This window comes from Pseudooceanicola sp. DL12, from assembly GCF_056270665.1.
The window spans coordinates 3,043,408-3,065,063 of the sequence record NZ_CM149884.1; the positions used below are offsets into that span (position 1 = coordinate 3,043,408).

The following is a 21,656-nucleotide window of genomic DNA, read 5'->3' on the forward strand; positions in this document are numbered from 1 at the left end:
TCGAAGCGCCCCTGTCTAGGCGCCGGGCGCAGTCACCGCAACCGGATGGGCGGCTGACGTAGGGGCCCATGCGGAGAGGCAGCGCAGACTGCCTCTCCAGCCGTCAGTGTTCCGGCCTGCGCTCAGTCGATCTCGAGCACGACACAGCCGCGGATCGTGCCGCTCTCGATCAGCTCATGTGCCTTGACGCATTGCTCCAGCGGCAGAACCTCGGCCACGCGGTGGCTCAGGCGGTTTTCGCGCAGGGCGGTCTCGATATCGGCGATGGCGGCGGCCTTGGCCTCCTCCGGCATGGCGTAGACGATGACCATGTGCAGGGTCAGCCCCATGTACATCATGCGGTAGAAGGGGATCTGCGGCGCGGCATTGCTGCCCGAGGCATAGGTGGCGATGACGCCGTTGACGCGCAGCACGTCGAGCACCTGCTCGAGGTTGCCGGCAAATTCGACCTCGACGACACGGTCGACCTTCTGCCCGCCGGTGGCCTCGAGGAGTTTCGCGGGCCAGTCCGCCTCGCGGTGGTTGATCACGATCTCGGCGCCCGCCTCGCGACAGGTGGCCTCGTCCTCGGGGTTCGACGCGGTGGTGATGACGCGGGCACCGGCCTGGGCCGCCCATTGCACGGCGTAATAGCCCACGCGGCCCGCGCCGCCGGTGATCAGCACCAGCTGCCCGGCCACATCGCCATCGGCAAAGACGCAGCGGTGCGCGGTCATCGCCGGGATGCCCATGCAGGCGCCGATGGCAAAGCTCGCCTCCTCGGGCAGAACGGGGGCGCAGAAGCTGTCGATGGCGACATATTCCGCGGCGGTACCGAAACGGCGGCCGAACTGGGCATTGTAGACCCAGACGCGCTCGCCCACACGGGCCGGGTCGACGCCCTCGCCCACGGCCTCGATCACCCCGGCGCCGTCGCTGTGGGGGATGACATAGCCGCCATCGAGCAGGTCCGGGAAGGAGGCGGCGCGCTTCTTCACGTCGGAGGGGTTGGGGCTGCTTGTGCGCAGGCGCACGAGCACCTCGCCGGGGCCGGCGGTGGGTGTTTCGACCTCGCGGGTCTCCAGCACGTCGGCGGCGGCGCCGAAACGGTCGAAGGTAATGGCTTTCATGGTCAGGCTCCTCAGAAGGGCACGGAAAGGGATTCGGTATGGCCGTCGACGGCGATGATCTGCCCCGAGACGAGGCCGGCATCATCCCCGGCCAGAAAGGCGCAGGTGCGGGCGATGTCATCGGCGCTGACGAAGCGGCGCATCGAGACCTGGGATTCGTAGATGCGGCGCACCTCGGCGGCCTCCATGCCGCGGGTGTCGGCGTCGCGTTCGATCACGCCGTCGATGCGCGGCCCCTCGACCGAGCCGGGGCAGATCGCGTTGACGCGGATATTGTGGGGGCCGAGCTCCATCGCCAGGGTCTTGGTCAGCCCGACGATGGCCCATTTCGAGGCCGCATAGGGCGTGCGGTTGGGATAGCCGAAGAGCGCGGCGGTGGAGGCGATGTTGACGATCACCCCCTGCCCCGCGGCCTTCATCGCCGGCACCACCGCCTTGCCGAAATAGAAGCTGCCGTTGACGTTGATGTCCATGGTGCGGCGGAAATCCTCGTCGGGGATCTCCTCGACCGGCGCATTCAGCCCCGAGATGCCGGCGTTGTTGACCAGCAGGTCGATGCGCCCATCGGCCGCCATCACACCGGCCACGCAGGCCTGCACCTCGGCGGCATTGCCCACGTCGCAGGTGACGGCGCGGATCGCCGGATGTTCGGCCGCAAAGCCCGCCACGGCGTCCGGGTTCACGTCGCAGATATGCACCCGCCAGCCCTGCCCCGAAAGCCGTTCCGCGATGGCGCGCCCGATGCCCGAGGCCGCACCGGTGACCAGGGCCACACGCGGCCCGCTCTCTGTCTTTCTCTCTGCCAAGACGGCTCCTCTCCTGTCACTTGCCCAAGGAGGTAGCACCCTGCACCCCCGGAATGCAAAACGATCGCCCGCCAGGCGAGGCGGCGGAAGGCCCGGGACAGGCGCTTTGCAATCCCGCGCCCCGGCCGATATCACCGGGGAGAGCACAAGGAGGTAAGAAATGATCAGCGTTTACAAGGGCGTCGCCCACCCGTGGCTCAGCGACGTGATGGGGCACATGACCACGCGCCACTACATGGCCATGTTCGACGATGCCTCCTATCACTTCCTCAACGAGGTCTTCGGCTGGGCGCCCGGCGCCGCCGGCCACCCCGGATGGGCCGATGTGAAACACGTGATCGACTATGCCGACGAGGTACCCGCCGGGCACCTGCTGGAAATCTTCGGAGAGATCACCCGGATCGGCGGCAAGTCGATGACCGTGCGCTACGAGATGCGCAACATCACCAAGGGCGGCGTGGCGGCCACGCTGGAGAGCACCGCCGTGCTCTTCGACATGGAGGCGCGCAAGGCGATCCCCCTGACCGAGGAGATGCGCACCCGCGCCGAGGCCCACCTGGCGCCGCCTGCGGAAGACTGACGGAGGGCAGTCCCCCCACTTTCATCTTTCCGCAAATACTCCCCCCCCATGGCAAAGGGCCGCCCGGTTTCCCTGGCGGCCCTTTTCATCTTTCTCCAAATACGGATGGCGCTGCGCCGGCAAGGGGCGCCCGGTCTCGTCAGGGGCGCCCGGCCCCTTCAGTCGCCGTCGGCGGCCTGGGCGGCGGCGGCGGCTTCGGCGAGGGCCTCTTCCATCCAGCCGATGCGCATCTCCGGCACCGACTTCAGCAGCAGCTCGGTGTAATCGTCGAAGGGCGGCGCCAGGGCCTCGGCCTTGGGGCCATAGCGCACCACCTTGCCCTTGTGCATCACCGCCACCTGGTCGGCGATCGCGCGCACCGTCGCGATGTCGTGGGTGATGAAGACATAGGCCACGTCCTCCTTCGCCTGGATCCGCGCCAGCAGCTCCAGGATCCCCTCGGCCACCAGCGGGTCCAGCGCCGAGGTCACCTCGTCGCAGATGATCAGCTTCGGCTTTGCCGCCAGGGCCCGCGCGATGCAGACCCGCTGCTTCTGCCCGCCCGAGAGCTCGGAGGGATAGCGGTCGTAGAAGCCCGGATCGAGCTCGATGTCCTCGAGCAGCTCCAGCACCTTCTGCTTCTGCGCCTTGCCCTTCAGGCCAAAGTAGAACTGCAGCGGACGCCCGATGATCGTGCCCACCGTCTGCCGCGGGTTCATCGCCACATCCGCCATCTGGTAGATCATCTGCAGCTCCTGCAGATCCTCGCGGCTGCGCCCCTTCAGCGCCGGAGAGAGCACCCGGCCGGCAAAGCTGATCTGCCCCTCGCTCGGCGGCAGCAGCCCCGTCATCACCCGCGCCAGCGTCGACTTGCCAGAGCCGCTCTCGCCCACGATGGCCAGCGTCGTGCCGGGCTTCAGCGCCAGGTCGATGTTCTTCAGCAGGTCGCGGCTCATGCCGCGATAGCGCGCCGCGATGCCCTCGATCTTCAGCACCGGCTCCACCTCGGGATTGCGGTCGGCGTGGCTCTTCGAGGTCACCGAGACCAGCGCCCGGGTGTAGTCCTCGCGCGGGGCGTTGATCACCTGGTCGGTCGGGCCGGTCTCCACCTCCCTCCCGTGGCGCAGCACCATGATCTCGTCGGCGATCTGCGCCACCACCGCAAGGTCGTGGGTGATGTAGAGCGCCGCCACACCGAACTCGCGGATGGCATGCTTGATCGCCGCCAGAACCCCCAGCTGCGTGGTCACGTCGAGCGCCGTGGTGGGCTCGTCGAAGACCACCAGGTCGGGCTTGGGGCAGAGCGCCATGGCGGTCATCGCCCGCTGCAGCTGCCCGCCCGAGACCTGGTGCGGATAGCGGTTGCCGAAGCTCTCGGGGTTGGGCAGGCCGAGCGCGCGGAACAGATCCACCGCCCGCGCCTCGGCCTCGGCCTTGCTCGCCCGGCCGTGCCGCAGGGTGGATTCGATCACCTGCTCCATCAGCTTCTTCGCCGGGTTGAAGGCCGCCGCCGCCGATTGCGCCACATAGGTCACATCGGCGCCGCGCAGCTGCCGCAACCGCTTCACCGAGGCGCCGCGCATCTCCTGCCCGTTCAGCAGGACATGCCCGCCCGTCAGCTCGACGCCGCCGCGGCCATAGCCCATCGACGACAGGCCGATGGTCGACTTGCCGGCCCCGGATTCCCCGATCAGGCCAAGCACCTTACCCTTGTCCAGGTTCAGCGAAACACCGTCAACGATGGTGATCCGGCGCGGCTTCTCGCCCGGCGGATAGCTCGTCGCCTCGATCTTCAGGTTCTCGATCTTCAGAAGCGGTTCAGCCATCAGCGGCCTCCTTTCAGCGAGGACGTGCGGTCCAGCACCCAGTCCGCCACGAGGTTGACCGAGATCGCCAGCGCCGCGGTGAAGGCCGCCGGCAGCAGCGCCGCCGGGATGCCGTAGACGATGCCGTCCTTGTTCTCCTTGACGATACCGCCCCAGTCCGCCTGCGGCGGTTGCACGCCGAGGCCCAGGAACGACAGCGTCGAGATGAAGAGCACCATGAAGATGAAGCGCATGCCCATCTCCGCCACCAGCGGCGACAGCGCATTGGGCAGGATTTCCCGGAAGATGATCCAGGCCGTCCCCTCGCCCCGCAGCGTTGCCGCCTCGACGTAGTCCATCACCTCGATGTCCACCGCAACGGCCCGGCTCAGACGGTAGACCCGCGTGCTGTCCAGAAGCCCCATGACCAGGATCAGCACAGGCACCGTCACCGGCACCACCGAGAGCACCACAAGCGCGAAGATCAGCGTCGGGATCGACATCAGCAGGTCGACGAAGCGCGACAGCAGCTGGTCCACCCAGCCGCCGGTGACGGCCGCGAAGAGCCCCAGCACCGAGCCGGTGACAAAGCTCAGGATGGTGGCCGCCGTGGCGATGAAGATCGTCGTGCGCCCGCCGTAGATCAGCCGGCTCAGCAGGTCGCGGCCGATGTTGTCGGTGCCGAACCAGAACTGCGCCGAGGGCGGCTCCCAGACGTCGCCCACGACCTCGCTGAAGCCATAGGGCGCCAGCTGCGCGGCAAAGATCGCCATCAGGAAGAAGGCGGCCGTGATGATCAGCCCGAGGAGGGCCGGAAGAGGTATCTTTCTCATGTCGGGTGCCTCATTTCGGGTGCCGCAGGCGCGGGTTCGCAAGGATCGCCACGATGTCGGCCACGATGTTCAGCGCGATGTAGATCGCCGCAAAGATCAGCCCGCAGGCCTGCACCACCGGCACGTCGCGCTTGGCCACGTGATCCACCAGGTACTGCCCCATGCCCGGGTAGACGAAGACAACCTCCACCACCACGACACCCACCACCAGGTAGGCCATGTTCAGCATCACCACGTTCACGATCGGCGCGATCGCGTTCGGGAAGGCATGGCGCCAGATCACCTTGGCCCGGCCCAGCCCCTTCAGCTCCGCCGTCTCGATATAGGCGCTCTGCATCACGTTCAGCAGCGCCGCCCGCGTCATCCGCATCATGTGCGCCAGCACCACCATCACCAGCACCGCCACCGGCAGCGTGATCGCATGCAGCTTCTCGCCCAGGCTCATGCCCGGATTGATCATCGACACCGCCGGCGCCCAGCCAAGCTGCACCGCGAAGTAGAACATCAGGATGTAGCTGAGCATGAACTCCGGCACCGAAATCGACGCCAGCGTCACCGCCGAGATCACCTTGTCCGGCCAGCGGTTGCGGTAGAGCACCGAGACCAGGCCCAGGATGATCGCCAGCGGCACCGAGATGATCGCCGCCCAGAAGGCCAGGAAGAGCGAGTTGCCGAGGCGCACGCTGATCGCCGCCCCGATGTCCTGGCCATTCGCCAGAGAGGTGCCCAGATCGCCATGCAGCAACCCCGACAGCCATTGGAAATACCGCACATGCGCAGGCTGATCGAGCCCCAGAGAGGCCCGCAGATTCTCCAGCGCCTGCGGCGTCGCCTGCTGACCCAGGATCGCCTGCGCAACATCCCCGGGAAGCAGCTGCGTCCCAACGAAAATCAGCACAGACACCAAAAACAGCAGAAGGAAGCCCAGCAAGATACGCTGGGCTACCAGTTTAAAGACAGTTCCGGTCATGGCTGTCTCAGTTAAACCAGCACTTCACCGGGGCCAGGCGGTTCATCATCTCGGAGACGCCGTCGGCTTCCCAGCCCTGGACGTCGTCGCTGACGCCTTCGACCCAGTCGTTGAACATCGGCAGGATGAGCCCGCCCTCGTTCTTCAGAATCCGGGCGATCTTGCCGTAGAGCTCGGTCCGCACCTCGGGGTCGAGCTCGCCACGGGCCTCGACCAGGAGGGTGTCGAATTCCTCGTTGTGGAAGTCGGTCTCGTTCCAGTCTGCGGTGGAGATATAGGCAGTGGAATACATCTGGTCCTGCACCGGGCGGCCGCTCCAGTAGGTCGCGCAGAGCGGCACGTTGCGCCAGACGTCGGCCCAGTAGCCGTCATCGGGTTCGCGCTTGATCTCGAGCGGAATGCCCGCGGCCTTGGCGCTCTGCTGGTAGAGCTGGGCCGCGTCGATCGCGCCCGGGAAGGCGGTTTCGGCGACATGCAGATAGATCGGCGAACCGTCGTGGCCGGACTTCTTGTAGAACTCGGCCGCCTTCTCGGGATCGTAGGAGATCTGCTCCATCGTGTCGTCGAAGAAGGGATAGGCGCTATTGATCGGAATGTCGTTGCCCACCGAACCGTAGCCGCGCAGGATCTTGTCGACCATTTCCTCGCGGTTGATGGCGTATTTCATCGCCGTGCGCAGGTCGTTGTTGTCGAAGGGCGGCTCGTCCGTCTGCATGACGAAGGCATAATGGCCACGTCCCGACACGTTCTTGACCGAGACGCCGGGAGCGCGGTCGAGAAGGGCCGCGACCTTGGGCGCAACGGAGTTGATCATGTGCACCTGGCCCGACTGCAGCGCCGAGTTGCGCGCCGTGCTGTCGTTGATGACGATGATCTCGACGCCGTCGAAATGGCCGCGGCTGTCATCCCAGTAATCGGGGTTCTTCTCGAAGACATAGCGCACGCCGGGCTCGGCCGAGACCACCTTGTAGGCGCCCGAGCCGATGCCTGCCTCGGGATCGTCGACGCCACCGCCAGGCTGGATGATCAGGTGGAAGTCCGACATCAGGTACGGCAGGTCGGCGTTGGCCTCGGTCAGCTCGACGATGAAGTTGCTGCCGTCGACCTCCATCGAGGCGATGCCCTTCATGATGCCGAGCGCACCGGATTCCGATTTCTCGTCCGAGTGGCGCTGCATGGTCTTCAGCACGTCATCAGCGGTGAGCGACGAGCCGTCGTGGAAGGTGATGCCGTCACGGATCTTGAAGGTCCAGACCTTTGCGTCGGGCGAGGAGGAGACATCCTCGGCCACGCGCATGCCGAGCGTGCCGTCGGCGTTCACCTCGACGAGGGTTTCACCGAAGGTCGAGGAGACCTGTGCCGGCACCTGCGAGAGGCCCAGGGCCGGATCGAGCGAGTCGCTGCTGTTGCCGCCACCAAGGCCCATCTTGAGCGTGCCGCCCTGTTTCGGGGTGCCCTGGGCGAGCGCCTGCCCCGCCGTCAGAGTGCCGCCGGCAACGGCGCCGAGGCCGATGGCGCTGGCCCCGCCGAGGAAGCGGCGGCGCGACATGGCTGCACGGATGATGGCTTGGGTCGGGGTCGCTTTGTACTTGGTATCGGTCATCTGGTTCCTGTCGTTTCTGTTGTTCTTACACAAATAGTTCGGGTCCGGGGCACGGCGAGGTTTCCGCTCGGGGCGCCATGGCAACCGCGCCCGGACGGCAGCCTCGGCGAGGCCCCGGCGGGGTGTCTGCTTCCGTCAGAGCGGTCCCGCGGCCGCGAGACTGCCGGCCGGACTGCAAGCCACCGCGGCCTCGGCGCGCGGGGCCAAGCAACCGGTCGTGCGAGGGAAGATGCGGGCAGTGATGCGGGGCGCTCGGGAAAGGAAATCCTGACAGCCCTCGCCGGAACGGCGGGGCCTGGCCAGTGTCAGCGCCGGAGAGCCTGGCACCCTGAAGGGCGTGGCCGTCTGAGGTCGCAATTTGATCATTTGCAACGGGATAATGCTTAGCAACACAAAGCACAAGCAAATTACCGCCTAAGTTTACAGCGGAAATATAGTACAGCCCAAAGCTGTGAAAACAGTCGCATTTTTAAGCATTCTCGCAGAATCCGCCCAAATTCATGCGCGCGCTCTGCGATGTGCGAACCGAAACCCCGGTGATTCTCTCCATGCCAGCGAACCACAGCAGCGCCTGCACGGGAACACTCCGCAAGAGAAATGCTGAATTTATCTAAGCAAAGGTCATCAAATGGATGAAATTCTTGTCACGAAAACGACATCTCTCCCGCCTGTGCGGCCTGCAGGCCGTGTCGCGACATGGTGCGACGAGGTCACTCGGCAACGAGATCGATGACCACATGGGGCGACAAGGCCCGGACCAGTGCCGCAACAGGACCGCCGAAAGCACCGACACGCACCAGCCTGCGCGACGCGGAACAGGGCGCAGGGAAAATGGCAAGGTTGCCCCCGGGCGCATAGGTTTCCGGGACGGCAGATGTATCGAGGCGCCGCGGCAGATCGGCGATCTTCTCTATTCCATGGCAATCGGAGAGCGTGAGGGTAAGCGGCAGAAGGGCGGCAAAGTCGCGTGCCACCGCGGTGTCGTCGAGCGTGGCAAAGCGACTCTGCCCATCGAAGTCCATCCGGATCCGGATCATCTGCCTGCCCTCCCCTGCGATCCCTTTCCGGCCAGGACACCGGCGCCCAAGGCGACGGCCCGCCCCGACCGAGGGCCGAGGCCGGGTCCAGGACAAGAGCCTGGCCCGCGGGAGAGGCCTGGGCGACCGACGGCATGGCCTGCAGCGTGGAAGAGGCCGTGGCACACCCGGAAGCACTTCTGCTAGCGGTGCACTGGCCGCGAGTTCCCGACGTGCTGTCTCAGGCAGGCGACCTGACGCGAATGCTGGTGCTGAATTGCTGTGTGCCGCTCGACGGGAGTGACAGCCAGATGATTCTGGGCACGACCACCTCCGGCGCCGAGGAGCTGGCCCGCCGGCACCCTGCGGCACGCTGGGTCTCCGCATTCAACACCACGCCCTCGGAAGACTTCGAGCCCGTTTTTGCCCGCAAGGGGCGGGGCGAGGCGCCGCAGGTGCTGACCTGGGCCGACGACGTCGGGGCAAAGGCAGAGGCCGGCTGGCTGATCCGGGACGCCGGCTTCGAGCCGCTTGATTGCGGGGGGCTGCGCAATGCGCGCTTTGTCGAACCCTTTGCCATGGCCACCGTGGAACTGGCCTATGTCCAGCCCGGCGGCCCGGCCCTTACCTATCACTTCAGGAAATTGCGCGATTGATCGCGCGGAAAGGATACCCAATGAAAATCATCCGTTCGGGCAGCGCCCCCTCGATGAAAGGTCCCGAAGACTGGTTCACCGGCACCGTCCGTGTCGAGCCGATCTTCCAGGCCGAGGCGCCCGGTCGCGTCATCGGCTCGCATGTCACCTTCGAGCCGGGCGCCCGCACCGCCTGGCACACCCATCCGGCTGGTCAGACCATCATCATCACTTTCGGGCGCGGCCGCGTGCGGCGGGACGGCGGCCCAGTCGAAGAGGTGACTGCCGGAGACGTCGTCTGGTTTCCCGCCGGCGAGAAGCACTGGCATGGGGCCAGTGCCGACTGCGCCATGAGCCACCACGCCATCCAGGAAGCCATCGACGGCTCTGCGGTGAGCTGGATGGAAAAGGTCTCTGACGAAGACTACGCGGGCTGAACCAGCCCGCTTGCGCCGCAGGTACGTGAGCACAGCAAGGGGCAGCGAGACAGCCACGGGGAAAGGCTTCGGGTGGAGACCCTCCGGGGCCTTTGCCTTCGCGAGCCGTGCCGTCAGGGTCCGGCAGCACAGCTGCGAAGGGGCGACTTGCCCCTGCCCCGAAGGCATAGTTGCAGCCAGAAATTGCGGAAGGAGAGTTTTACGGCCCGACACCATGCTGCGTGGCCGGCCCCTATCGTGGGACCCGACACATATAAGCATGTTCACCGAAATGAGTGGTGCCCGGGGGCGGAATCGAACCACCGACACGAGGATTTTCAATCCACTGCTCTACCCCTGAGCTACCCGGGCACGGGAACGGCATCTGCCGTTGGGTGGGGGCGTTCTAGGCGAGGGCGCGGGGAGTGTCCAGAGGATTTTTCCAAAAATCCGCATGCCACGCAGAGAAAATGCACCCCACCCCGCAAGCCATTGTAAAATCTAGGAAAGACGGGACTTATCCATGGCCTTGGTCAGGGCTTCTTCGGCTGCATCAATGGCCGCCTCGATATCCTCGGGGTCACTCGAAGGCACCGCATAGGCACCGTTCATCCAGCGCCCAAGATCACGGTCGGCACAGCGCCGACTGCAAAAGGGACGGTACTTTGGATCGGTCTTGGAATTGCAGATGGGACAGGTCATGCCCCAAGCCTGCCAAGGATCGGCGCCAAAGGCAAACGGGCGCGTTTGCGCTGCAGCTCGTAATTGCCGAGAGGGGTCCATCCGGCCAATACCGTCTCGGTCTGATCGGCGCGAAAGGCGGCGCGCAGGACGCTCTCGAACTGCCGGCGGTCCTTCTTGCCCATGGGGGCAAGGTCGAGGAAGATCTGCCCGCCGAGGCCGCGCAGACGCAGCTGTCGCGGCAGGTCGCGGGCGGCGGCGATATTGGCCTTGAGGCCCGCGGCGGGGCTGTTGTCGCCACCGGTGTTCACGTCGACCGCCACGCAGGCACGCGTAGCCTCGACAAACATCGTGCCGCTGGTCCCCAGGGGCGCCTCGGGCCGGGCCAGTCGATCCAGCATCTCATCGACGCCGAGGTCCGCAAAGCAACCCTCGCCCTCGATCCATTCAGCCTTGGGCCAGTCGCGCCAGGCCAGCTCATGCGGGCCCGGGCCGTCGATCAGCTTCTCGGCGGCATCGCCGGTATCAGCCAACACCTGTGCGGCCAGATCGGCCATGGCGGCGATATCCTCGGCAATGGCCTCGGGCTCCGCGCCGGCACAGGCCGAGCGCAGAATCAAGCCGGCCGGATCCTCTCCGGTGCAGACAGGATGTTCGGAAAAGACCTCGTGCGCGACCTCGAGAATCGCATCACGCACATCCTCGTCCTTGATGCTGCGCGAGAGGTTGATGCCGGGGGCGCCGGGGGTGACGATGGCATAGCGGCTCTTGAACAGCACCTTGCTGGTCAGCGGCAGGGCCTTTCCCGGCTCGGCATATCCGGAGACCTGCACCAGCAGGCTCTCGCCCGGACGCATCCCCTTAATCTGACGCAGGAAACCGTTGCCCTCGGGGGTTTTCACGAAGATCCCCCCCTGCCCCTTCACGGGACGGTCGGCGATGGCCCGGTAGATGGTGCCGGGGCGCGGCTGATCGCTGTCGTCGATCAGCAGGTCCGACAGGCGGCCATCCTCCAGCAGGGCAGCGGCCTCGACGGCCTCGCCATCGACGGTGACGTGATCCAGAACGATCTGCAGACCCTTCATGCGATGTCCTTTCAGACGGTCCAGACGGGCCAGCCGGCGGCCGTCAGCAAAGTGGCGGTTTCCGCCACGGGCAGCCCCATGACAGCAGAGAAAGAGCCGGAAATCCACGGGATGAAGGCCCCTGCAGGGCCCTGGATGCCATAGCCCCCGGCCTTGCCCTGCCAGTCGCCGCTGGCAAGGTAGCCATTCACCTCGTCATCCGAGAGGCGCTTCATCTTGACCGCGGTGACGACGTCACGCTCCCAGACCCTGCCGCCGGCCTTGACGGCCACGGCCGTGATCACGCGGTGGCGACGCCCGGACAATGCCCAGAGGAACTCCGCCGCCTCGCCGGCATCGGCGGGCTTGCCCAAGATGCGGCGGCCAAGCGCGACAGTGGTATCGGCACAGAGCACGATCTCGCCCTCGGCGGCCACGACCGCCTGCGCCTTCTCCCGCGCCATGCGGGCGCAATAGGGGCGCGGCAGCTCGCCGGCAATAGGGGTTTCATCGATGTCAGGGGGACGAATATCGTCGGGCTTAACCCCCAGCTGGGCCAGCAATTCCAGCCGCCGGGGGCTTCCCGATCCGAGGACGAGTTTCAAGTCAGGCCCTCATTTTAGAACGGACACCGCGCAAGGCGCGATGTCACTTGAAGCGATAGTTGATCCGACCCTTGGTCAGATCGTAGGGGGTCATTTCAACCTGGACCCGGTCGCCTGCCAGAACACGGATGCGGTTCTTGCGCATCTTGCCTGCCGTATGTGCGATGATTTCATGGCCGTTCTCGAGCTCGACCCGGAATGTCGCATTCGGCAGGAGTTCCTTCACGACGCCGGGGAATTCGAGAATGTCTTCCTTGGCCATGTGGTCTCCTGTGTTTCGTGAGCTGCCACGGGTAAGCGACCCGTGCCAGATGCGGGGTAAATGAGCCTTCGAGCGGGAATATTCAAGGAAATTCTAATTCAAATCGCAAAGTTCGATGACACCATCCGATGGTTGATCGGCCCAGTGGGTGCGATTGCGCACGTTGCCGGCGGTTCGGATGCGCTCGATGGCACCCAGATCGACCTCACCATAGGTCCAGCCGGGCTGGTTCAGCGTGCCCTCGGCGATGACACCGGTGGAAGGAAAGCCGGCATCCGGCGGGCAGAAGATGCCACCCATGCCCCAGTTCGTGGCGACGGCATCGAGCCTGGGATAATCGCCCACGGTCGAGGCCATGACACTGACACACTGGTTTTCCAGAGCGCGGGCCATAGCGCCGATCCGCACCCGCCAGTAGCCCTCGAGCGCCTCGGTGCAGGAGGGGACCAGCAGCAGGTCGACCTCGCGCTGGGACCGTGCAATCAGGGGGAACTGACTGTCGTAACAGATGTTTATCGCAAGACGACCGATGGCCGTGTGGAAGACCTTGACCGGGCCTGCCCCCTCGACGCCCCAGGGGTCAACCTCCCAGAGGGTCATCATCTGCTTGTCCTGGAAGCCCATCTTGCCGGACGGCGCATAGAGATGGGCGCGGTTCACCAGGCGGCCATCCTCGAGGTAGACGGGCCCGGAGGCCCCGACGATATGCACACCGAATTCCGCCGCCAGATCGAGGTGCAGCCGGTGCACGTCGTCCATCATGTCGGAAATCACCCTGCTCGCCCGGGCTATGTCCTGACAGACCTCCTCGCCGGCGATCGAGGCAAGCTCCATGGCGCCGTATTCCGGGAAGAGCAGCAGGCTCGCCCCCTGCCCCGCCGCCTCGGAGACCCAGCCGCGCAGCTTGGTTTCGTAGTCGGCCCAGCTGGCAAACCAGTCGAGAGGATAGGCGGCGGTAGCAATCTTCATGTCGGCCTCTTTTGTGTGAGTCGCTCGCGGCTTAGAGCGATTTCATCCAGAATTGAAGCGGATGGCGGGTCGCTTTGTCCCGGTCGATGTCCTGCCAGGTGAAATGCGCCACGATTCCCGGCAGTTTGGCATATCCACGCCCGGTCCAGAAAGCATCGAGCGGGCGATAGGCGGCAGGCCGCAGGGGATGCTCCTCGGGGCGCACCACGCCGCAGAAGGCCGCATAGCGCCGGCCGAGCTGCCGGGCGTGCGCCTCGCGCGCATCGAAGAAGGCGTGACCGATGCCCTGCCCCCGATAGGCCGGCAGCAGAACCGACTCGGCACAATAGAAGATTTCCCCCAGAGGTTCCGGCCGTTCCGCGAAGGGTGCCGCGAAATCGTCGGAATGCGCCTCCATGCCCATGCCGGTGGAAACGCCCACCACCCGGTCGCCATCCAGCGCCGCCACGACGATCGCCGTGGGAGAGAGATAATCGGAGAGGTAGCGCCGCTCGTAATCGAGATCGCCCTCGTAGAGATAGGGCCAGTCGCGGAAGACCTCGATCCGCAGGCGCGCCACGTCGTCGAGCGCGGCCTCCAGGGCCGCGCCGGTCAGCACTTCGGTCCGGATCATGCCACCTGACCGAGCCAGTCGGACAGGTTGTAATAGGTGGTGACACGGGTGATCAGCCCGGCATCGTCGAGATCAAAGAAGGAGCCCGCCGGCAGGCGATAGCCCTGGCCGCGCGCCTCTGGCAGCCCCTCGTCGGTCTCCAGGTAGGTGCCATTGACGATGTATTCCGCCGCCGCGCGACGCCCGCCCTCGGCGGAGAAGATCACCATGTCGGTCAGCTCTTCCTTGTAACAGCGCGACATGTGGGCACAGAACTCGGCAAAGGCCTCCTTGCCGGTGCGGATGTTGCCCTCGTTCACGTGGTGGGCGATGCCCTCGGAGAGGCAGGTCAGCATGCCGTCGGTGTCGCCGGCGTTGAAGGCGGCAAAGTAGCGTTCGATCGTGTCGATCATCTGGAAATTTCCTTAGAAGAAGCGCTGTTACAGGTCCATGCGACTACAGATCCAGGCGCCGCGGGCCAAAGCGGTCCTCAAGGCGCGCGATGATCTGGTCACGGGTCTGGCGATAGGCATTCAGCTTCTGGTCGCGGCTTTCGCCGATGCCCGTCGGGTCCATGATCGGCCAGTATTCGACCGTCAGGTGAAAGAAGCGTGTAAGTTCGAGCGCCGAGCGCTGACTGGCCGGCGAGAGTGCGACGATCAGGTCGAAGGAGCTGAGGTCATCGCCCCATTGCTGCATCTCCTCGAAGCTGCGCGAGCGGTGACGGTGCAGTTCCACCCCCACCTCGTTGCAGACGGAGATCGCGAAACCGTCGATTTCGAGGTCGTTGTGCACGCCCACTGACTGGACATAGGTCTCGGTGCCGTAGAACTTCTTCATGATGCCCTCGGCCATGGGAGAGCGCACCGCGTTGTGGTCGCAGCAGAACAATACCGATTGCGGACGTTCCGCTGACAAGACGGCCTTACCCCCCGAAGTGCAGCACGCAGACGAGCGTGAACAGACGACGCGCGGTGTCGTGGTCCACGATGGCCTTGCCTTCGAGTCGCTCGACGAGGACGCGCGCGCCCTCATCATGGATGCCGCGCCGGGCCATGTCGATGGTTTCGATCTGCGCGGGGGGCAGATTCTTCACCGCATCGAAGTAGCTTTTGCAGATTGCGAAGTAATCCTTCACCACCTGTCGAAAAGGCCCGAGCGACAGCAGGAACTGTGCCGCGGGCTCGCCCGTGTCGGTGCGCACGTCGAAGACCAGGCGCTTGTCACGGATCGACAGGCTGACGCTGTAGGGGCCGTCGGGCACGATGCGATCATCCCGCTTCGGCAGGGTGAAGGAATTCTCTTCCATCAGGTCGAACATGGCGACTTTGCGTTCCTGCTCGATCTCCGGGGTCGGCGGCGGCAGGTTGCGGTCGTCCAGCTCGATATGCGTGATGCGGGACATGTTCATGTGATCCCCTCGGACAATTGGCGAGTCTCCCCTCGCCAATCAGTTTATGCTGCAACGCAGCAATACGCCACAAATTCTTACCGAAACGTCACACTTGTGGCGAAGGCACATCAGGGAGTCAGCTTTCGTTCAGCCGGTCCAGCCTGACGCGCACGGAAAGCCCATGCGCTTCAAGGCTTTCCGATTGCGCCAGCGTCTCTGCCGAGGGGCCGATGGCCCTGAGCGCGCCGGGCGTCATCTGTGCCAACGTCGTGCGCTTCAGGAAATCCAGCACCGAGAGACCGGAGGAGAACCGCGCCGAACGCGCCGTGGGCAGCACGTGATTGGGCCCGCCGACATAGTCGCCGATGGCCTCGGGCGTCCAGGCGCCGAGGAAGATCGCGCCGGCGTGCTTGCAGGCCTCGACCATCGGCTGAGGGTCGGCCACGCAAAGCTCGAGGTGCTCGGGGGCGATGCGATTGGACAGCTGCGCCGCCTCCTCCATGTCGCGCACGGTGATCACGGCGCCATAGTCGCGCCAGCTCGCACCCGCAATGGCGCGGCGTTCGAGTGTTTCCAGGCGCGCCTCCACGGCCTCGGCCACGGCGGCGCCGAAGGCAGGGTCATCAGTGATCAGCAGGGCCTGGGCGCTCTCGTCGTGTTCGGCCTGGCTCATCAGGTCGAGGGCCAGCCAGTCGGGCTCGTTGTCTGCATCTGCGATCACCAGCACCTCGGAGGGGCCCGCGATCATGTCGATGCCCACCTTGCCAAAGACGCGCCGCTTGGCCGCGGCGACAAAGGCATTGCCCGGGCCGGTGATCTTGTCGACCGGGGGAATGCTCTCGGTGCCATAAGCCAGCGCGGCGATCGCCTGGGCGCCACCAATGCGATAGACCTCGTCGACACCGGCCAGCCGCGCCGCAAGCAGCACCAGCGGATTCGCCTTGCCGTCGGGCGTCGGCACGCAGATCGCCAGGCGCTCGACACCGGCCACCTTGGCAGGAATCGCGTTCATCAGGACGGACGAGGGATAGGAGGCCAGCCCGCCCGGCACGTAAAGCCCGGCGGCCGTTACGGCAGACCAGCGCCAGCCAAGCGAGGCACCATCGGGATCGGTCCAGAAGGCATCCTCGGGCATCTGGCGTACGTGGTAGGCGCGGATGCGTTGCGCCGCCAGCTCGAGCGCATGCTTCTCCTCCGCAGGCACCTGCGCGCAATAGGCCTCAATCTCGGCTTCGGAGAAGCGCAGCGTCTCGGGGGTGAGGTCAAGCCGGTCGAATTTCGCCGTCAGCTCGATCACCGCCGCATCGCCGCGGGCGCGGACGTCGGCGATGATGCCCGCCACGATGTCGTCCACGTCGGGGCTGTCCTCGCGCTTTGCACTCAGCAGCGCGGTGAAACGGGTTTCGAAGTCTTGATCGGCGGTCGACAGAAATTGCGGCATGGTTTTCCCCGGGTTATCCGGCTCTCCATAGTCTTTACGTTGCGGCGCCTCAAGCACCCTGCCCCTGCGAGCGAAGAGCGGCGGTCAGGCCCCGTGATCGGGAATCCGGCCAGAGGGCGCCACATAGGGTCGCGTCACGTCCTGCAGGCGCACCTCCAGGGCCTCTACCTTCAGCCGCAGCGCGCCGTCACCGGCCAGCGTGACCTCGATGAAGCCGCCCGGCGGCTCGTCGTCGGGGTGAAAATCCACCGCCAGCACCGAGAGGATCGTGTCGGCATCGCGAGTCACCCCCTGAGAGGCGACGGAGAGCACGTTTTCGAAGACCAGGATCGATTGAACCCGCTCTGCCCCATGGCGGGCGCGGCCGTTGTCTTCCCAGCGGAAGCGGTTCAGCAGCAGCGCAAAGCGGCGCTCGCTGCGCAGGAACTGCATTTCCGACGCGGGAAAGATCGCGTCCTGCACCAGGGCAGAGATGACCTGCAGGTCCTCCGCCTCAAGCGCACCCAGGTTCAGCGGGGCCTCGCGGCCGTCTTCGAAACGTGCGTCTTCGGTCATTGTGCCTTGATCCGTTCAATTTTCGCGCCGCAGGCCGAGAGCTTTTCCTCGACCCGCTCGTAACCGCGATCCAGATGGTACACCCGGCTGACCACGGTTTCACCCTCGGCCGCAAGACCTGCGAGGATCAGCGAGACGGAAGCGCGCAGGTCGGTGGCCATGACCGGCGCACCTTTCATCTTTTCGACGCCGGTCACCTTGGCATGGCCGCCGTGCACCTCGATGTTGGCGCCCATCCGGATCAGTTCCGGCGCGTGCATGAAACGGTTCTCGAAGATCTTCTCTTCCAGAACCGAGGTCCCCTCGGCGGTGCAGAGCAGCGCCATCATCTGGGCCTGCAGATCGGTCGGGAACCCGGGAAAGACCTCGGTCACCACGTCGACGGCATTCACCCGGCCATTGCGACGCCGCACTTTCAGGCCCGCCTCGGTTTCCTCGACGTCGATTCCCGCCTGGTCCAGCTTCTCGACAAAGGCGCCCAGCAGCTCGATCCGGCCGCCCAGGCATTCCACCTCGCCGCCCGCAATCGCCGGGGCCAGCATGTAGGTGCCCAGCTCGATTCGGTCGACCACGACAGGGTGAGTCGCGCCGTGCAGGCGATCCACGCCCTGGATCTCGATGCGGCTGGTGCCCTCGCCCTCGATCTGGGCGCCCATGGCCCGCAGGCATTTCACTAGGTCGACGATCTCGGGTTCGCGCGCGGCATTGGTCAGCACCGTGGTGCCCTTGGCCAGGGTCGCAGCCATCACGATGTTCTCGGTGGCGCCCACCGAGGCAAAGCTGAGCGCGATTTCCGCCCCCTTAAGCCCGCCCGGCGCCTTGGCGTAGAGATAGCCCTCGCGCAGGTCGATTTCCGCGCCCAGCGCCTCCAGCCCGTGAATGTGCAGATCCATCGGCCGCGCACCGATGGCACAGCCGCCGGGCAGCGAGACCTCGGCATGGCCCATCCGCGCCAGCAGCGGGCCCAGTACCAGGTTCGAGGCCCGCATCTTGCGCACGATATCGTAATCGGCCCAGGTGGAATTCAGGTCATGGCTCGACATCGCCTGCACCTTGCCATCCTGCAGGCTCGACACCTCGGCACCAAGCGACTGCAGCAGCGAGGTCATCGTCTTGATGTCCGACAGCCGCGGCGCATTGGTCAGCGTCAGCGGCTCTTCCGACAGAAGCGTGGCCGGCATCAGCGCCAGGCAGGCATTCTTCGCGCCCGCGATCGGGATCTGCCCGTTCAGCGGGCCATTCCCCGTCACAAGTATCGAATCCATCTGCTCTCAGTCCTCGCTCTGGGATAGGGCCGCGCCGGAATTTGCTTCCGTGTCGCTCTCGCCGGTGGTCCCTGCCTGTGTTTCCGTGTCTTTCGCCGCCGAGCGTGCACGGGCCTGCGCCTTGCGGCGACCCATGTTGGCTTTCAGCGCCGCTTTCAGCCGATCTTCGCGCGTTGTGGCCGCGCCATTTCCTGAACTCGGTTTGCGTGTCATGGGGCTTCTGTAAAGCACCACCGAAAAAGGGTCCAGTTTCTGCTTGCGCCCCCCGAAATTTGCGTCTAATCAGCCGCCCACGGTCACCGGAGACGGCGACCAACGCCAGACGGCGCCGCAGTAGCTCAGTGGTAGAGCGCACCCTTGGTAAGGGTGAGGTCGGGAGTTCAATCCTCCCCTGCGGCACCATATCTCTCCTCCCTGAAAACTTCCCGATCATTCGCCACGATCCGTGGTTACATGTGCCGTTTCACGCGTGAAAAGACCGGCATGGCAGGGCCGCACCGGTTTCGGACAGGGAAACACTTACGGGAATCGGCGAAAAGCGCGCCTCTTCAAACGCTTGCGATTCGCAACAGTCCGGCGATCTCTTCAAGGGGCACCGCATCTAGGGCACAGTCTGCGCCCTGAATCGCTGCACCATCCTCCGCATCGAACAGCGCGCCATGGGCCGTGCACATCAGTTTCGCACCGTCGGCCGAGAGAATCTGCGGGCCACGATAGTCGAGCGGGAGGTACTGATGCGGACAGGCATTCACGTATCCGCGAAATCCGCCGCCCCGCCGCAGGATCAGAAGCGGAAAGGCGCCCGCGGGGCCCGGCACCTCGACCGAAAGGACCTCCTTCACCGCATCCGCCCGGCAGATCGCCGTGCCCGGGGCCGGTGCCGAGCCGTAATCGCGCCAGCCCATTCTATTCCGCGGGCTCGGATTTCAGCACGCCGCGGCGAATCTGGTCTTCCTCGATCGATTCGAAGAGCGCGCGGAAATTCCCCTCGCCGAATCCATCGTCGCCCTTGCGCTGGATGAACTCGAAAAAGATCGGCCCGATGACCGTCTTGGAGAAGATCTGCAGCAGGATCCGCGTCTCGCCACCGCCCACGACCCCCTCGCCATCGATCAGGATGCCGCGCGCCTGCATGCGGTCGATGGGCTCCTCGTGCCCTTTCACCCGCTTGTGGCTCATCTCGTAGTAAGTGGTCGGCGGCCCGGGCATAAATTCCATACCGGCCTCGGCAATCCGGTCGGTCGAGCCGTAGATATCTTCCGATGCCACGGCGATATGCTGGATCCCCTCGCCCTTGTATTCGCGCAGGTACTCCTCGATCTGGCTGTGATCGTCGGTGCTCTCGTTGATCGGAATGCGGATCTTGCCATCGGGCGAGGTCAGCGCCCGGCTGACCAGGCCGGTCTGCTTGCCCTTGATGTCGAAATACTTGATTTCGCGGAAATTGAACGTCTCGGCATAGAAGCGATACCAGGTGTCCATGTTTCCGCGGATCACGTTGTGGGTCAGGTGATCGAGGTAATAGAAGCCAAAGCCCTCGGGCCGCGGATCCGCTTCGCCCAGCCACTCGAAGTCCTGCGCATAACAGCTGCCCGCCTCGCCATAGGTGTCCACGAAGTAGAGCAGCGAGCCGCCGATCCCCACCACCGCCGGCACGTCCAGCGATTTGCCCGGGCCGGTGTATTCAGTGGCGCCCAGATCGAGCGCGCGTTTCAGGGCCACCTGCGCGTCCACCACGCGCCAGGCCATCGCCGGGGCGCAAGGCCCGTGTTCGCCCACGAAATCCGCCGCGTGGCTGGCCGGTTCGGCATTCAGCAGATAGTTCACGTCGCCCTGCCGGTAGAGGGTGATATCCTTGCTGCGGTGCCTGGCCACCGGCGCAAATCCCATCTGGCGGAAGATCCGGTCAAGTTCCTCTGGTTGAGGGTGCGCGAACTCGACAAACTCGAAGCCGTCGGTGCCGGCCGGATTGGCGGCAGAGATCACCGCCTTGGGGGCGTCGTGCGGAAAGGGGCCCATGAATACCTCCTGAAACATGTGTCTGGCGCACATGATCACAGGAAAACCCTGCAAAAGCCTTGCAATCTACGCGTGCATCCGGGTGAATATGCTCACACATCTGCATGAACGGGGAGGACATGCACGAAATGCGCATCGACAGCTTTGATCGGGCGATTCTCGACGCATTGCAGCGCGACGGCGCCATGACCAATGCCGCCCTGGCCGAGGTGGTGAACCTCTCGGCCTCGCAATGTTCGCGCCGCCGCGCCGCGCTCGAGGCCGAGGGGCTGATCCTGGGCTATACCGCGCGGCTCGACGGGCCGCGGCTCGGGCTCGGGCTGCGCGCCGTCACCCGGGTGAACCTGCGCGACCACGGCCAGGGCAACGAGGGCAGCTTTGCCCGCTTTGTCGAGGACCAGCCAGAGATCCGCTCTGCCTTTTCCGTCTCGGGCGATGCCGACTACGTGCTCGACATCAAGACGCGCGACCTGGAGGCCTTTGCCGATTTCATCCACCGCAAGCTGCTGCCCCATCCCCAGGTCGCACAGGTGCGGTCCGAGATCGTGCTGAAGACGCTGAAGGACCAGAAGGGCGTCGACCTCTCGGCGTTGGCGCCATGATCGTGGATGACGACGGCTTCGATCCGGGCACCTTCCTGCCCTACCTGCTGAACCAGGCCGCGGAAACCACCGGCGAGGGCTTCCGCAAGGTCTACCGCGACCGCTACGGCATGTTGCGCACCGAATGGCGGGTGCTCTTTCATCTCGGCCACTACGGCGACATGACCGCGCGGCAGATCTGCGACCGCGCCAGCCTGCACAAGACCAAGGTATCGCGCGCCGTGGCCAAGCTGGAAGCCCGCCGTTTTCTCTCGCGCCATATCCTGCCCGAGGATCGCCGCAACGAGCGCCTCGCCCTCACGCCGCAGGGTCGCGCGGCCTTCGACGACCTTCAGGCAATCGCAGCCGAGTTCAACGCCGGCATCCGGGCCCGGATCGGCACCGAGCGCTTCGATGACCTCACCGAGATCCTGCACCTGCTCTCCACGCGGCGCGGTTGTTAGTTACATTTTCAAC

At 65.3% G+C, this 21,656-nt stretch carries 27 protein-coding genes and 2 tRNA genes; 6 read left to right on the forward strand and 23 right to left on the reverse strand.

From position 1 onward, the window contains the following. Nucleotides 1-122 precede the first annotated feature (122 nt). Both AC0WR5_RS14150 and AC0WR5_RS14155 read right to left on the reverse strand, forming a co-directional pair. Entirely contained in the window at nt 123-1,109 is a 987-nt protein-coding gene (locus AC0WR5_RS14150; protein ID WP_475864049.1) for an NADPH:quinone reductase, read from the reverse strand. Nucleotides 1,110-1,120: 11 nt separating this feature from the next. Beyond that, complete coding sequence (locus tag AC0WR5_RS14155) at nt 1,121-1,915, reverse strand: SDR family NAD(P)-dependent oxidoreductase (RefSeq protein ID WP_475864051.1); 795 nt, start codon at nt 1,913-1,915, stop codon at nt 1,121-1,123. Nucleotides 1,916-2,075: 160 nt separating this feature from the next. On the opposite strand from AC0WR5_RS14155, the gene AC0WR5_RS14160 reads away from it, so the two are divergent. Beyond that, on the forward strand, nt 2,076-2,495 hold the full coding sequence (locus AC0WR5_RS14160) for an acyl-CoA thioesterase (protein ID WP_475864053.1): 420 nt from the start codon (nt 2,076-2,078) through the stop codon (nt 2,493-2,495). 158 nt (nt 2,496-2,653) lie between these two features. Here the strand turns inward: AC0WR5_RS14160 and AC0WR5_RS14165 are convergent, their stop codons facing one another. The 5 genes from AC0WR5_RS14165 to AC0WR5_RS14185 all read right to left on the reverse strand — a co-directional run bounded on the left by AC0WR5_RS14165 (nt 2,654) and on the right by AC0WR5_RS14185 (nt 8,722). Next, nucleotides 2,654-4,300 (reverse strand): ABC transporter ATP-binding protein, encoded by a 1,647-nt coding sequence (locus tag AC0WR5_RS14165; protein ID WP_475864055.1) that lies wholly within the window; start codon nt 4,298-4,300, stop codon nt 2,654-2,656. Then, nucleotides 4,300-5,112: an ABC transporter permease gene (locus AC0WR5_RS14170; RefSeq protein ID WP_475862997.1), complete on the reverse strand. Its 813-nt coding sequence runs from the start codon at nt 5,110-5,112 to the stop codon at nt 4,300-4,302. The genes AC0WR5_RS14165 and AC0WR5_RS14170 overlap by 1 nt, the downstream gene beginning before the upstream one ends. A 10-nt stretch (nt 5,113-5,122) precedes the next feature. Continuing rightward, complete coding sequence (locus tag AC0WR5_RS14175; RefSeq protein WP_475864056.1) at nt 5,123-6,082, reverse strand: ABC transporter permease; 960 nt, start codon at nt 6,080-6,082, stop codon at nt 5,123-5,125. A gap of 7 nt (nt 6,083-6,089) precedes the next feature. Further along, nucleotides 6,090-7,685: an ABC transporter substrate-binding protein gene (locus tag AC0WR5_RS14180; protein WP_475864058.1), complete on the reverse strand. Its 1,596-nt coding sequence runs from the start codon at nt 7,683-7,685 to the stop codon at nt 6,090-6,092. 710 nt (nt 7,686-8,395) lie between these two features. Next, a complete protein-coding gene (locus AC0WR5_RS14185) occupies nt 8,396-8,722 on the reverse strand; it encodes a cyclophilin-like fold protein (RefSeq protein WP_475864059.1) in 327 nt (108 codons plus the stop codon). A gap of 134 nt (nt 8,723-8,856) precedes the next feature. Here AC0WR5_RS14185 and AC0WR5_RS14190 point away from each other — a divergent pair, with 134 nt between their 5' ends. Then, nucleotides 8,857-9,357 carry an NADPH-dependent F420 reductase gene (locus tag AC0WR5_RS14190; protein ID WP_475864061.1) on the forward strand — a complete coding sequence of 167 codons (501 nt, stop codon included), beginning with the start codon at nt 8,857-8,859 and terminating at the stop codon, nt 9,355-9,357. 20 nt (nt 9,358-9,377) lie between these two features. Further along, nucleotides 9,378-9,773: a (R)-mandelonitrile lyase gene (locus AC0WR5_RS14195; RefSeq protein WP_475864062.1), complete on the forward strand. Its 396-nt coding sequence runs from the start codon at nt 9,378-9,380 to the stop codon at nt 9,771-9,773. Nucleotides 9,774-10,049: 276 nt separating this feature from the next. Here the strand turns inward: AC0WR5_RS14195 and AC0WR5_RS14200 are convergent. The 14 genes from AC0WR5_RS14200 to AC0WR5_RS14265 all read right to left on the reverse strand — a co-directional run bounded on the left by AC0WR5_RS14200 (nt 10,050) and on the right by AC0WR5_RS14265 (nt 18,792). Further along, nucleotides 10,050-10,124 (reverse strand) — tRNA-Phe (locus tag AC0WR5_RS14200). Between the two features lie 129 nt (nt 10,125-10,253). Continuing rightward, nucleotides 10,254-10,454 carry a DNA gyrase inhibitor YacG gene (locus AC0WR5_RS14205; protein ID WP_475864063.1) on the reverse strand — a complete coding sequence of 67 codons (201 nt, stop codon included), beginning with the start codon at nt 10,452-10,454 and terminating at the stop codon, nt 10,254-10,256. Further along, nucleotides 10,451-11,518: a ribonuclease E/G gene (locus tag AC0WR5_RS14210; RefSeq protein ID WP_475864065.1), complete on the reverse strand. Its 1,068-nt coding sequence runs from the start codon at nt 11,516-11,518 to the stop codon at nt 10,451-10,453. The genes AC0WR5_RS14205 and AC0WR5_RS14210 overlap by 4 nt, the downstream gene beginning before the upstream one ends. Nucleotides 11,519-11,529: 11 nt before the next feature. Next, nucleotides 11,530-12,102 carry a Maf family protein gene (locus AC0WR5_RS14215; RefSeq protein ID WP_475864066.1) on the reverse strand — a complete coding sequence of 191 codons (573 nt, stop codon included), beginning with the start codon at nt 12,100-12,102 and terminating at the stop codon, nt 11,530-11,532. 43 nt (nt 12,103-12,145) lie between these two features. Next, nucleotides 12,146-12,364, reverse strand: a complete 219-nt coding sequence (infA, locus tag AC0WR5_RS14220) for a translation initiation factor IF-1 (RefSeq protein WP_007792573.1) — start codon at nt 12,362-12,364, stop codon at nt 12,146-12,148. 93 nt (nt 12,365-12,457) lie between these two features. Further along, nucleotides 12,458-13,333 (reverse strand): carbon-nitrogen hydrolase family protein, encoded by an 876-nt coding sequence (locus tag AC0WR5_RS14225; protein ID WP_475864068.1) that lies wholly within the window; start codon nt 13,331-13,333, stop codon nt 12,458-12,460. A 31-nt stretch (nt 13,334-13,364) separates the two neighbouring features. Beyond that, entirely contained in the window at nt 13,365-13,946 is a 582-nt protein-coding gene (locus tag AC0WR5_RS14230) for a GNAT family N-acetyltransferase (protein ID WP_475864070.1), read from the reverse strand. Beyond that, on the reverse strand, nt 13,943-14,338 hold the full coding sequence (locus AC0WR5_RS14235) for a ketosteroid isomerase-related protein (protein ID WP_475864071.1): 396 nt from the start codon (nt 14,336-14,338) through the stop codon (nt 13,943-13,945). The genes AC0WR5_RS14230 and AC0WR5_RS14235 overlap by 4 nt, the downstream gene beginning before the upstream one ends. A 43-nt stretch (nt 14,339-14,381) precedes the next feature. After that, complete coding sequence (locus AC0WR5_RS14240; protein WP_475864073.1) at nt 14,382-14,843, reverse strand: arsenate-mycothiol transferase ArsC; 462 nt, start codon at nt 14,841-14,843, stop codon at nt 14,382-14,384. A 7-nt stretch (nt 14,844-14,850) separates the two neighbouring features. Further along, complete coding sequence (locus AC0WR5_RS14245) at nt 14,851-15,330, reverse strand: UPF0262 family protein (protein WP_475869026.1); 480 nt, start codon at nt 15,328-15,330, stop codon at nt 14,851-14,853. Nucleotides 15,331-15,454: 124 nt separating this feature from the next. Continuing rightward, the gene (gene hisD / locus AC0WR5_RS14250) at nt 15,455-16,759 is read right to left on the reverse strand and encodes a histidinol dehydrogenase (RefSeq protein ID WP_475864075.1); all 1,305 of its coding nucleotides are present in this window, start codon (nt 16,757-16,759) and stop codon (nt 15,455-15,457) included. Nucleotides 16,760-16,843: 84 nt separating this feature from the next. Continuing rightward, on the reverse strand, nt 16,844-17,314 hold the full coding sequence (locus AC0WR5_RS14255; protein ID WP_475864077.1) for a DUF2948 family protein: 471 nt from the start codon (nt 17,312-17,314) through the stop codon (nt 16,844-16,846). Next, nucleotides 17,311-18,579: a UDP-N-acetylglucosamine 1-carboxyvinyltransferase gene (murA, locus tag AC0WR5_RS14260; protein ID WP_475864079.1), complete on the reverse strand. Its 1,269-nt coding sequence runs from the start codon at nt 18,577-18,579 to the stop codon at nt 17,311-17,313. The genes AC0WR5_RS14255 and murA overlap by 4 nt, the downstream gene beginning before the upstream one ends. Before the next feature lie 6 nt (nt 18,580-18,585). Continuing rightward, nucleotides 18,586-18,792, reverse strand: a complete 207-nt coding sequence (locus AC0WR5_RS14265; protein WP_475864081.1) for a hypothetical protein — start codon at nt 18,790-18,792, stop codon at nt 18,586-18,588. Nucleotides 18,793-18,906: 114 nt separating this feature from the next. On the opposite strand from AC0WR5_RS14265, the gene AC0WR5_RS14270 reads away from it, so the two are divergent. Continuing rightward, a tRNA-Thr gene (locus tag AC0WR5_RS14270) sits at nt 18,907-18,981 on the forward strand. 146 nt (nt 18,982-19,127) lie between these two features. On the opposite strand, the gene AC0WR5_RS14275 is transcribed toward AC0WR5_RS14270, so the two are convergent. Together AC0WR5_RS14275 and hppD are read right to left on the reverse strand one after the other, a co-directional pair. Beyond that, nucleotides 19,128-19,484 carry a Rieske (2Fe-2S) protein gene (locus AC0WR5_RS14275; RefSeq protein ID WP_475864082.1) on the reverse strand — a complete coding sequence of 119 codons (357 nt, stop codon included), beginning with the start codon at nt 19,482-19,484 and terminating at the stop codon, nt 19,128-19,130. Between the two features lies 1 nt (nt 19,485). Then, entirely contained in the window at nt 19,486-20,598 is a 1,113-nt protein-coding gene (gene hppD, locus AC0WR5_RS14280; protein WP_475864084.1) for a 4-hydroxyphenylpyruvate dioxygenase, read from the reverse strand. A gap of 119 nt (nt 20,599-20,717) precedes the next feature. Between hppD and AC0WR5_RS14285 the strand changes: the two genes are divergently transcribed. Both AC0WR5_RS14285 and AC0WR5_RS14290 read left to right on the forward strand, forming a co-directional pair. Continuing rightward, entirely contained in the window at nt 20,718-21,200 is a 483-nt protein-coding gene (locus tag AC0WR5_RS14285; protein WP_475864085.1) for an Lrp/AsnC family transcriptional regulator, read from the forward strand. Then, nucleotides 21,197-21,643 (forward strand): MarR family winged helix-turn-helix transcriptional regulator, encoded by a 447-nt coding sequence (locus AC0WR5_RS14290; protein ID WP_475864086.1) that lies wholly within the window; start codon nt 21,197-21,199, stop codon nt 21,641-21,643. Before AC0WR5_RS14285 ends, AC0WR5_RS14290 begins: the two co-directional genes overlap by 4 nt. Nucleotides 21,644-21,656: the final 13 nt, after the last annotated feature.

Excerpts from the sequence above, each read along its gene's own strand:
- AC0WR5_RS14150 (WP_475864049.1), bottom strand. The coding sequence starts at position 1,109 with ATGAAAGCCATTACCTTCGACCGTTTCGGCGCCGCCGCCGACGTGCTG.
- AC0WR5_RS14160 (WP_475864053.1), top strand. The coding sequence starts at position 2,076 with ATGATCAGCGTTTACAAGGGCGTCGCCCACCCGTGGCTCAGCGACGTG.
- AC0WR5_RS14165 (WP_475864055.1), bottom strand. The coding sequence starts at position 4,300 with ATGGCTGAACCGCTTCTGAAGATCGAGAACCTGAAGATCGAGGCGACG.
- AC0WR5_RS14170 (WP_475862997.1), bottom strand. The coding sequence starts at position 5,112 with ATGAGAAAGATACCTCTTCCGGCCCTCCTCGGGCTGATCATCACGGCC.
- AC0WR5_RS14175 (WP_475864056.1), bottom strand. The coding sequence starts at position 6,082 with ATGACCGGAACTGTCTTTAAACTGGTAGCCCAGCGTATCTTGCTGGGC.
- AC0WR5_RS14180 (WP_475864058.1), bottom strand. The coding sequence starts at position 7,685 with ATGACCGATACCAAGTACAAAGCGACCCCGACCCAAGCCATCATCCGT.
- AC0WR5_RS14185 (WP_475864059.1), bottom strand. The coding sequence starts at position 8,722 with ATGATCCGGATCCGGATGGACTTCGATGGGCAGAGTCGCTTTGCCACG.
- AC0WR5_RS14190 (WP_475864061.1), top strand. The coding sequence starts at position 8,857 with ATGGCCTGCAGCGTGGAAGAGGCCGTGGCACACCCGGAAGCACTTCTG.
- AC0WR5_RS14195 (WP_475864062.1), top strand. The coding sequence starts at position 9,378 with ATGAAAATCATCCGTTCGGGCAGCGCCCCCTCGATGAAAGGTCCCGAA.
- AC0WR5_RS14205 (WP_475864063.1), bottom strand. The coding sequence starts at position 10,454 with ATGACCTGTCCCATCTGCAATTCCAAGACCGATCCAAAGTACCGTCCC.
- AC0WR5_RS14210 (WP_475864065.1), bottom strand. The coding sequence starts at position 11,518 with ATGAAGGGTCTGCAGATCGTTCTGGATCACGTCACCGTCGATGGCGAG.
- infA (WP_007792573.1), bottom strand. The coding sequence starts at position 12,364 with ATGGCCAAGGAAGACATTCTCGAATTCCCCGGCGTCGTGAAGGAACTC.
- AC0WR5_RS14225 (WP_475864068.1), bottom strand. The coding sequence starts at position 13,333 with ATGAAGATTGCTACCGCCGCCTATCCTCTCGACTGGTTTGCCAGCTGG.
- AC0WR5_RS14230 (WP_475864070.1), bottom strand. The coding sequence starts at position 13,946 with ATGATCCGGACCGAAGTGCTGACCGGCGCGGCCCTGGAGGCCGCGCTC.
- AC0WR5_RS14235 (WP_475864071.1), bottom strand. The coding sequence starts at position 14,338 with ATGATCGACACGATCGAACGCTACTTTGCCGCCTTCAACGCCGGCGAC.
- AC0WR5_RS14245 (WP_475869026.1), bottom strand. The coding sequence starts at position 15,330 with ATGTCCCGCATCACGCATATCGAGCTGGACGACCGCAACCTGCCGCCG.
- hisD (WP_475864075.1), bottom strand. The coding sequence starts at position 16,759 with ATGCCGCAATTTCTGTCGACCGCCGATCAAGACTTCGAAACCCGTTTC.
- AC0WR5_RS14255 (WP_475864077.1), bottom strand. The coding sequence starts at position 17,314 with ATGACCGAAGACGCACGTTTCGAAGACGGCCGCGAGGCCCCGCTGAAC.
- murA (WP_475864079.1), bottom strand. The coding sequence starts at position 18,579 with ATGGATTCGATACTTGTGACGGGGAATGGCCCGCTGAACGGGCAGATC.
- AC0WR5_RS14265 (WP_475864081.1), bottom strand. The coding sequence starts at position 18,792 with ATGACACGCAAACCGAGTTCAGGAAATGGCGCGGCCACAACGCGCGAA.
- AC0WR5_RS14275 (WP_475864082.1), bottom strand. The coding sequence starts at position 19,484 with ATGGGCTGGCGCGATTACGGCTCGGCACCGGCCCCGGGCACGGCGATC.
- hppD (WP_475864084.1), bottom strand. The coding sequence starts at position 20,598 with ATGGGCCCCTTTCCGCACGACGCCCCCAAGGCGGTGATCTCTGCCGCC.
- AC0WR5_RS14285 (WP_475864085.1), top strand. The coding sequence starts at position 20,718 with ATGCACGAAATGCGCATCGACAGCTTTGATCGGGCGATTCTCGACGCA.
- AC0WR5_RS14290 (WP_475864086.1), top strand. The coding sequence starts at position 21,197 with ATGATCGTGGATGACGACGGCTTCGATCCGGGCACCTTCCTGCCCTAC.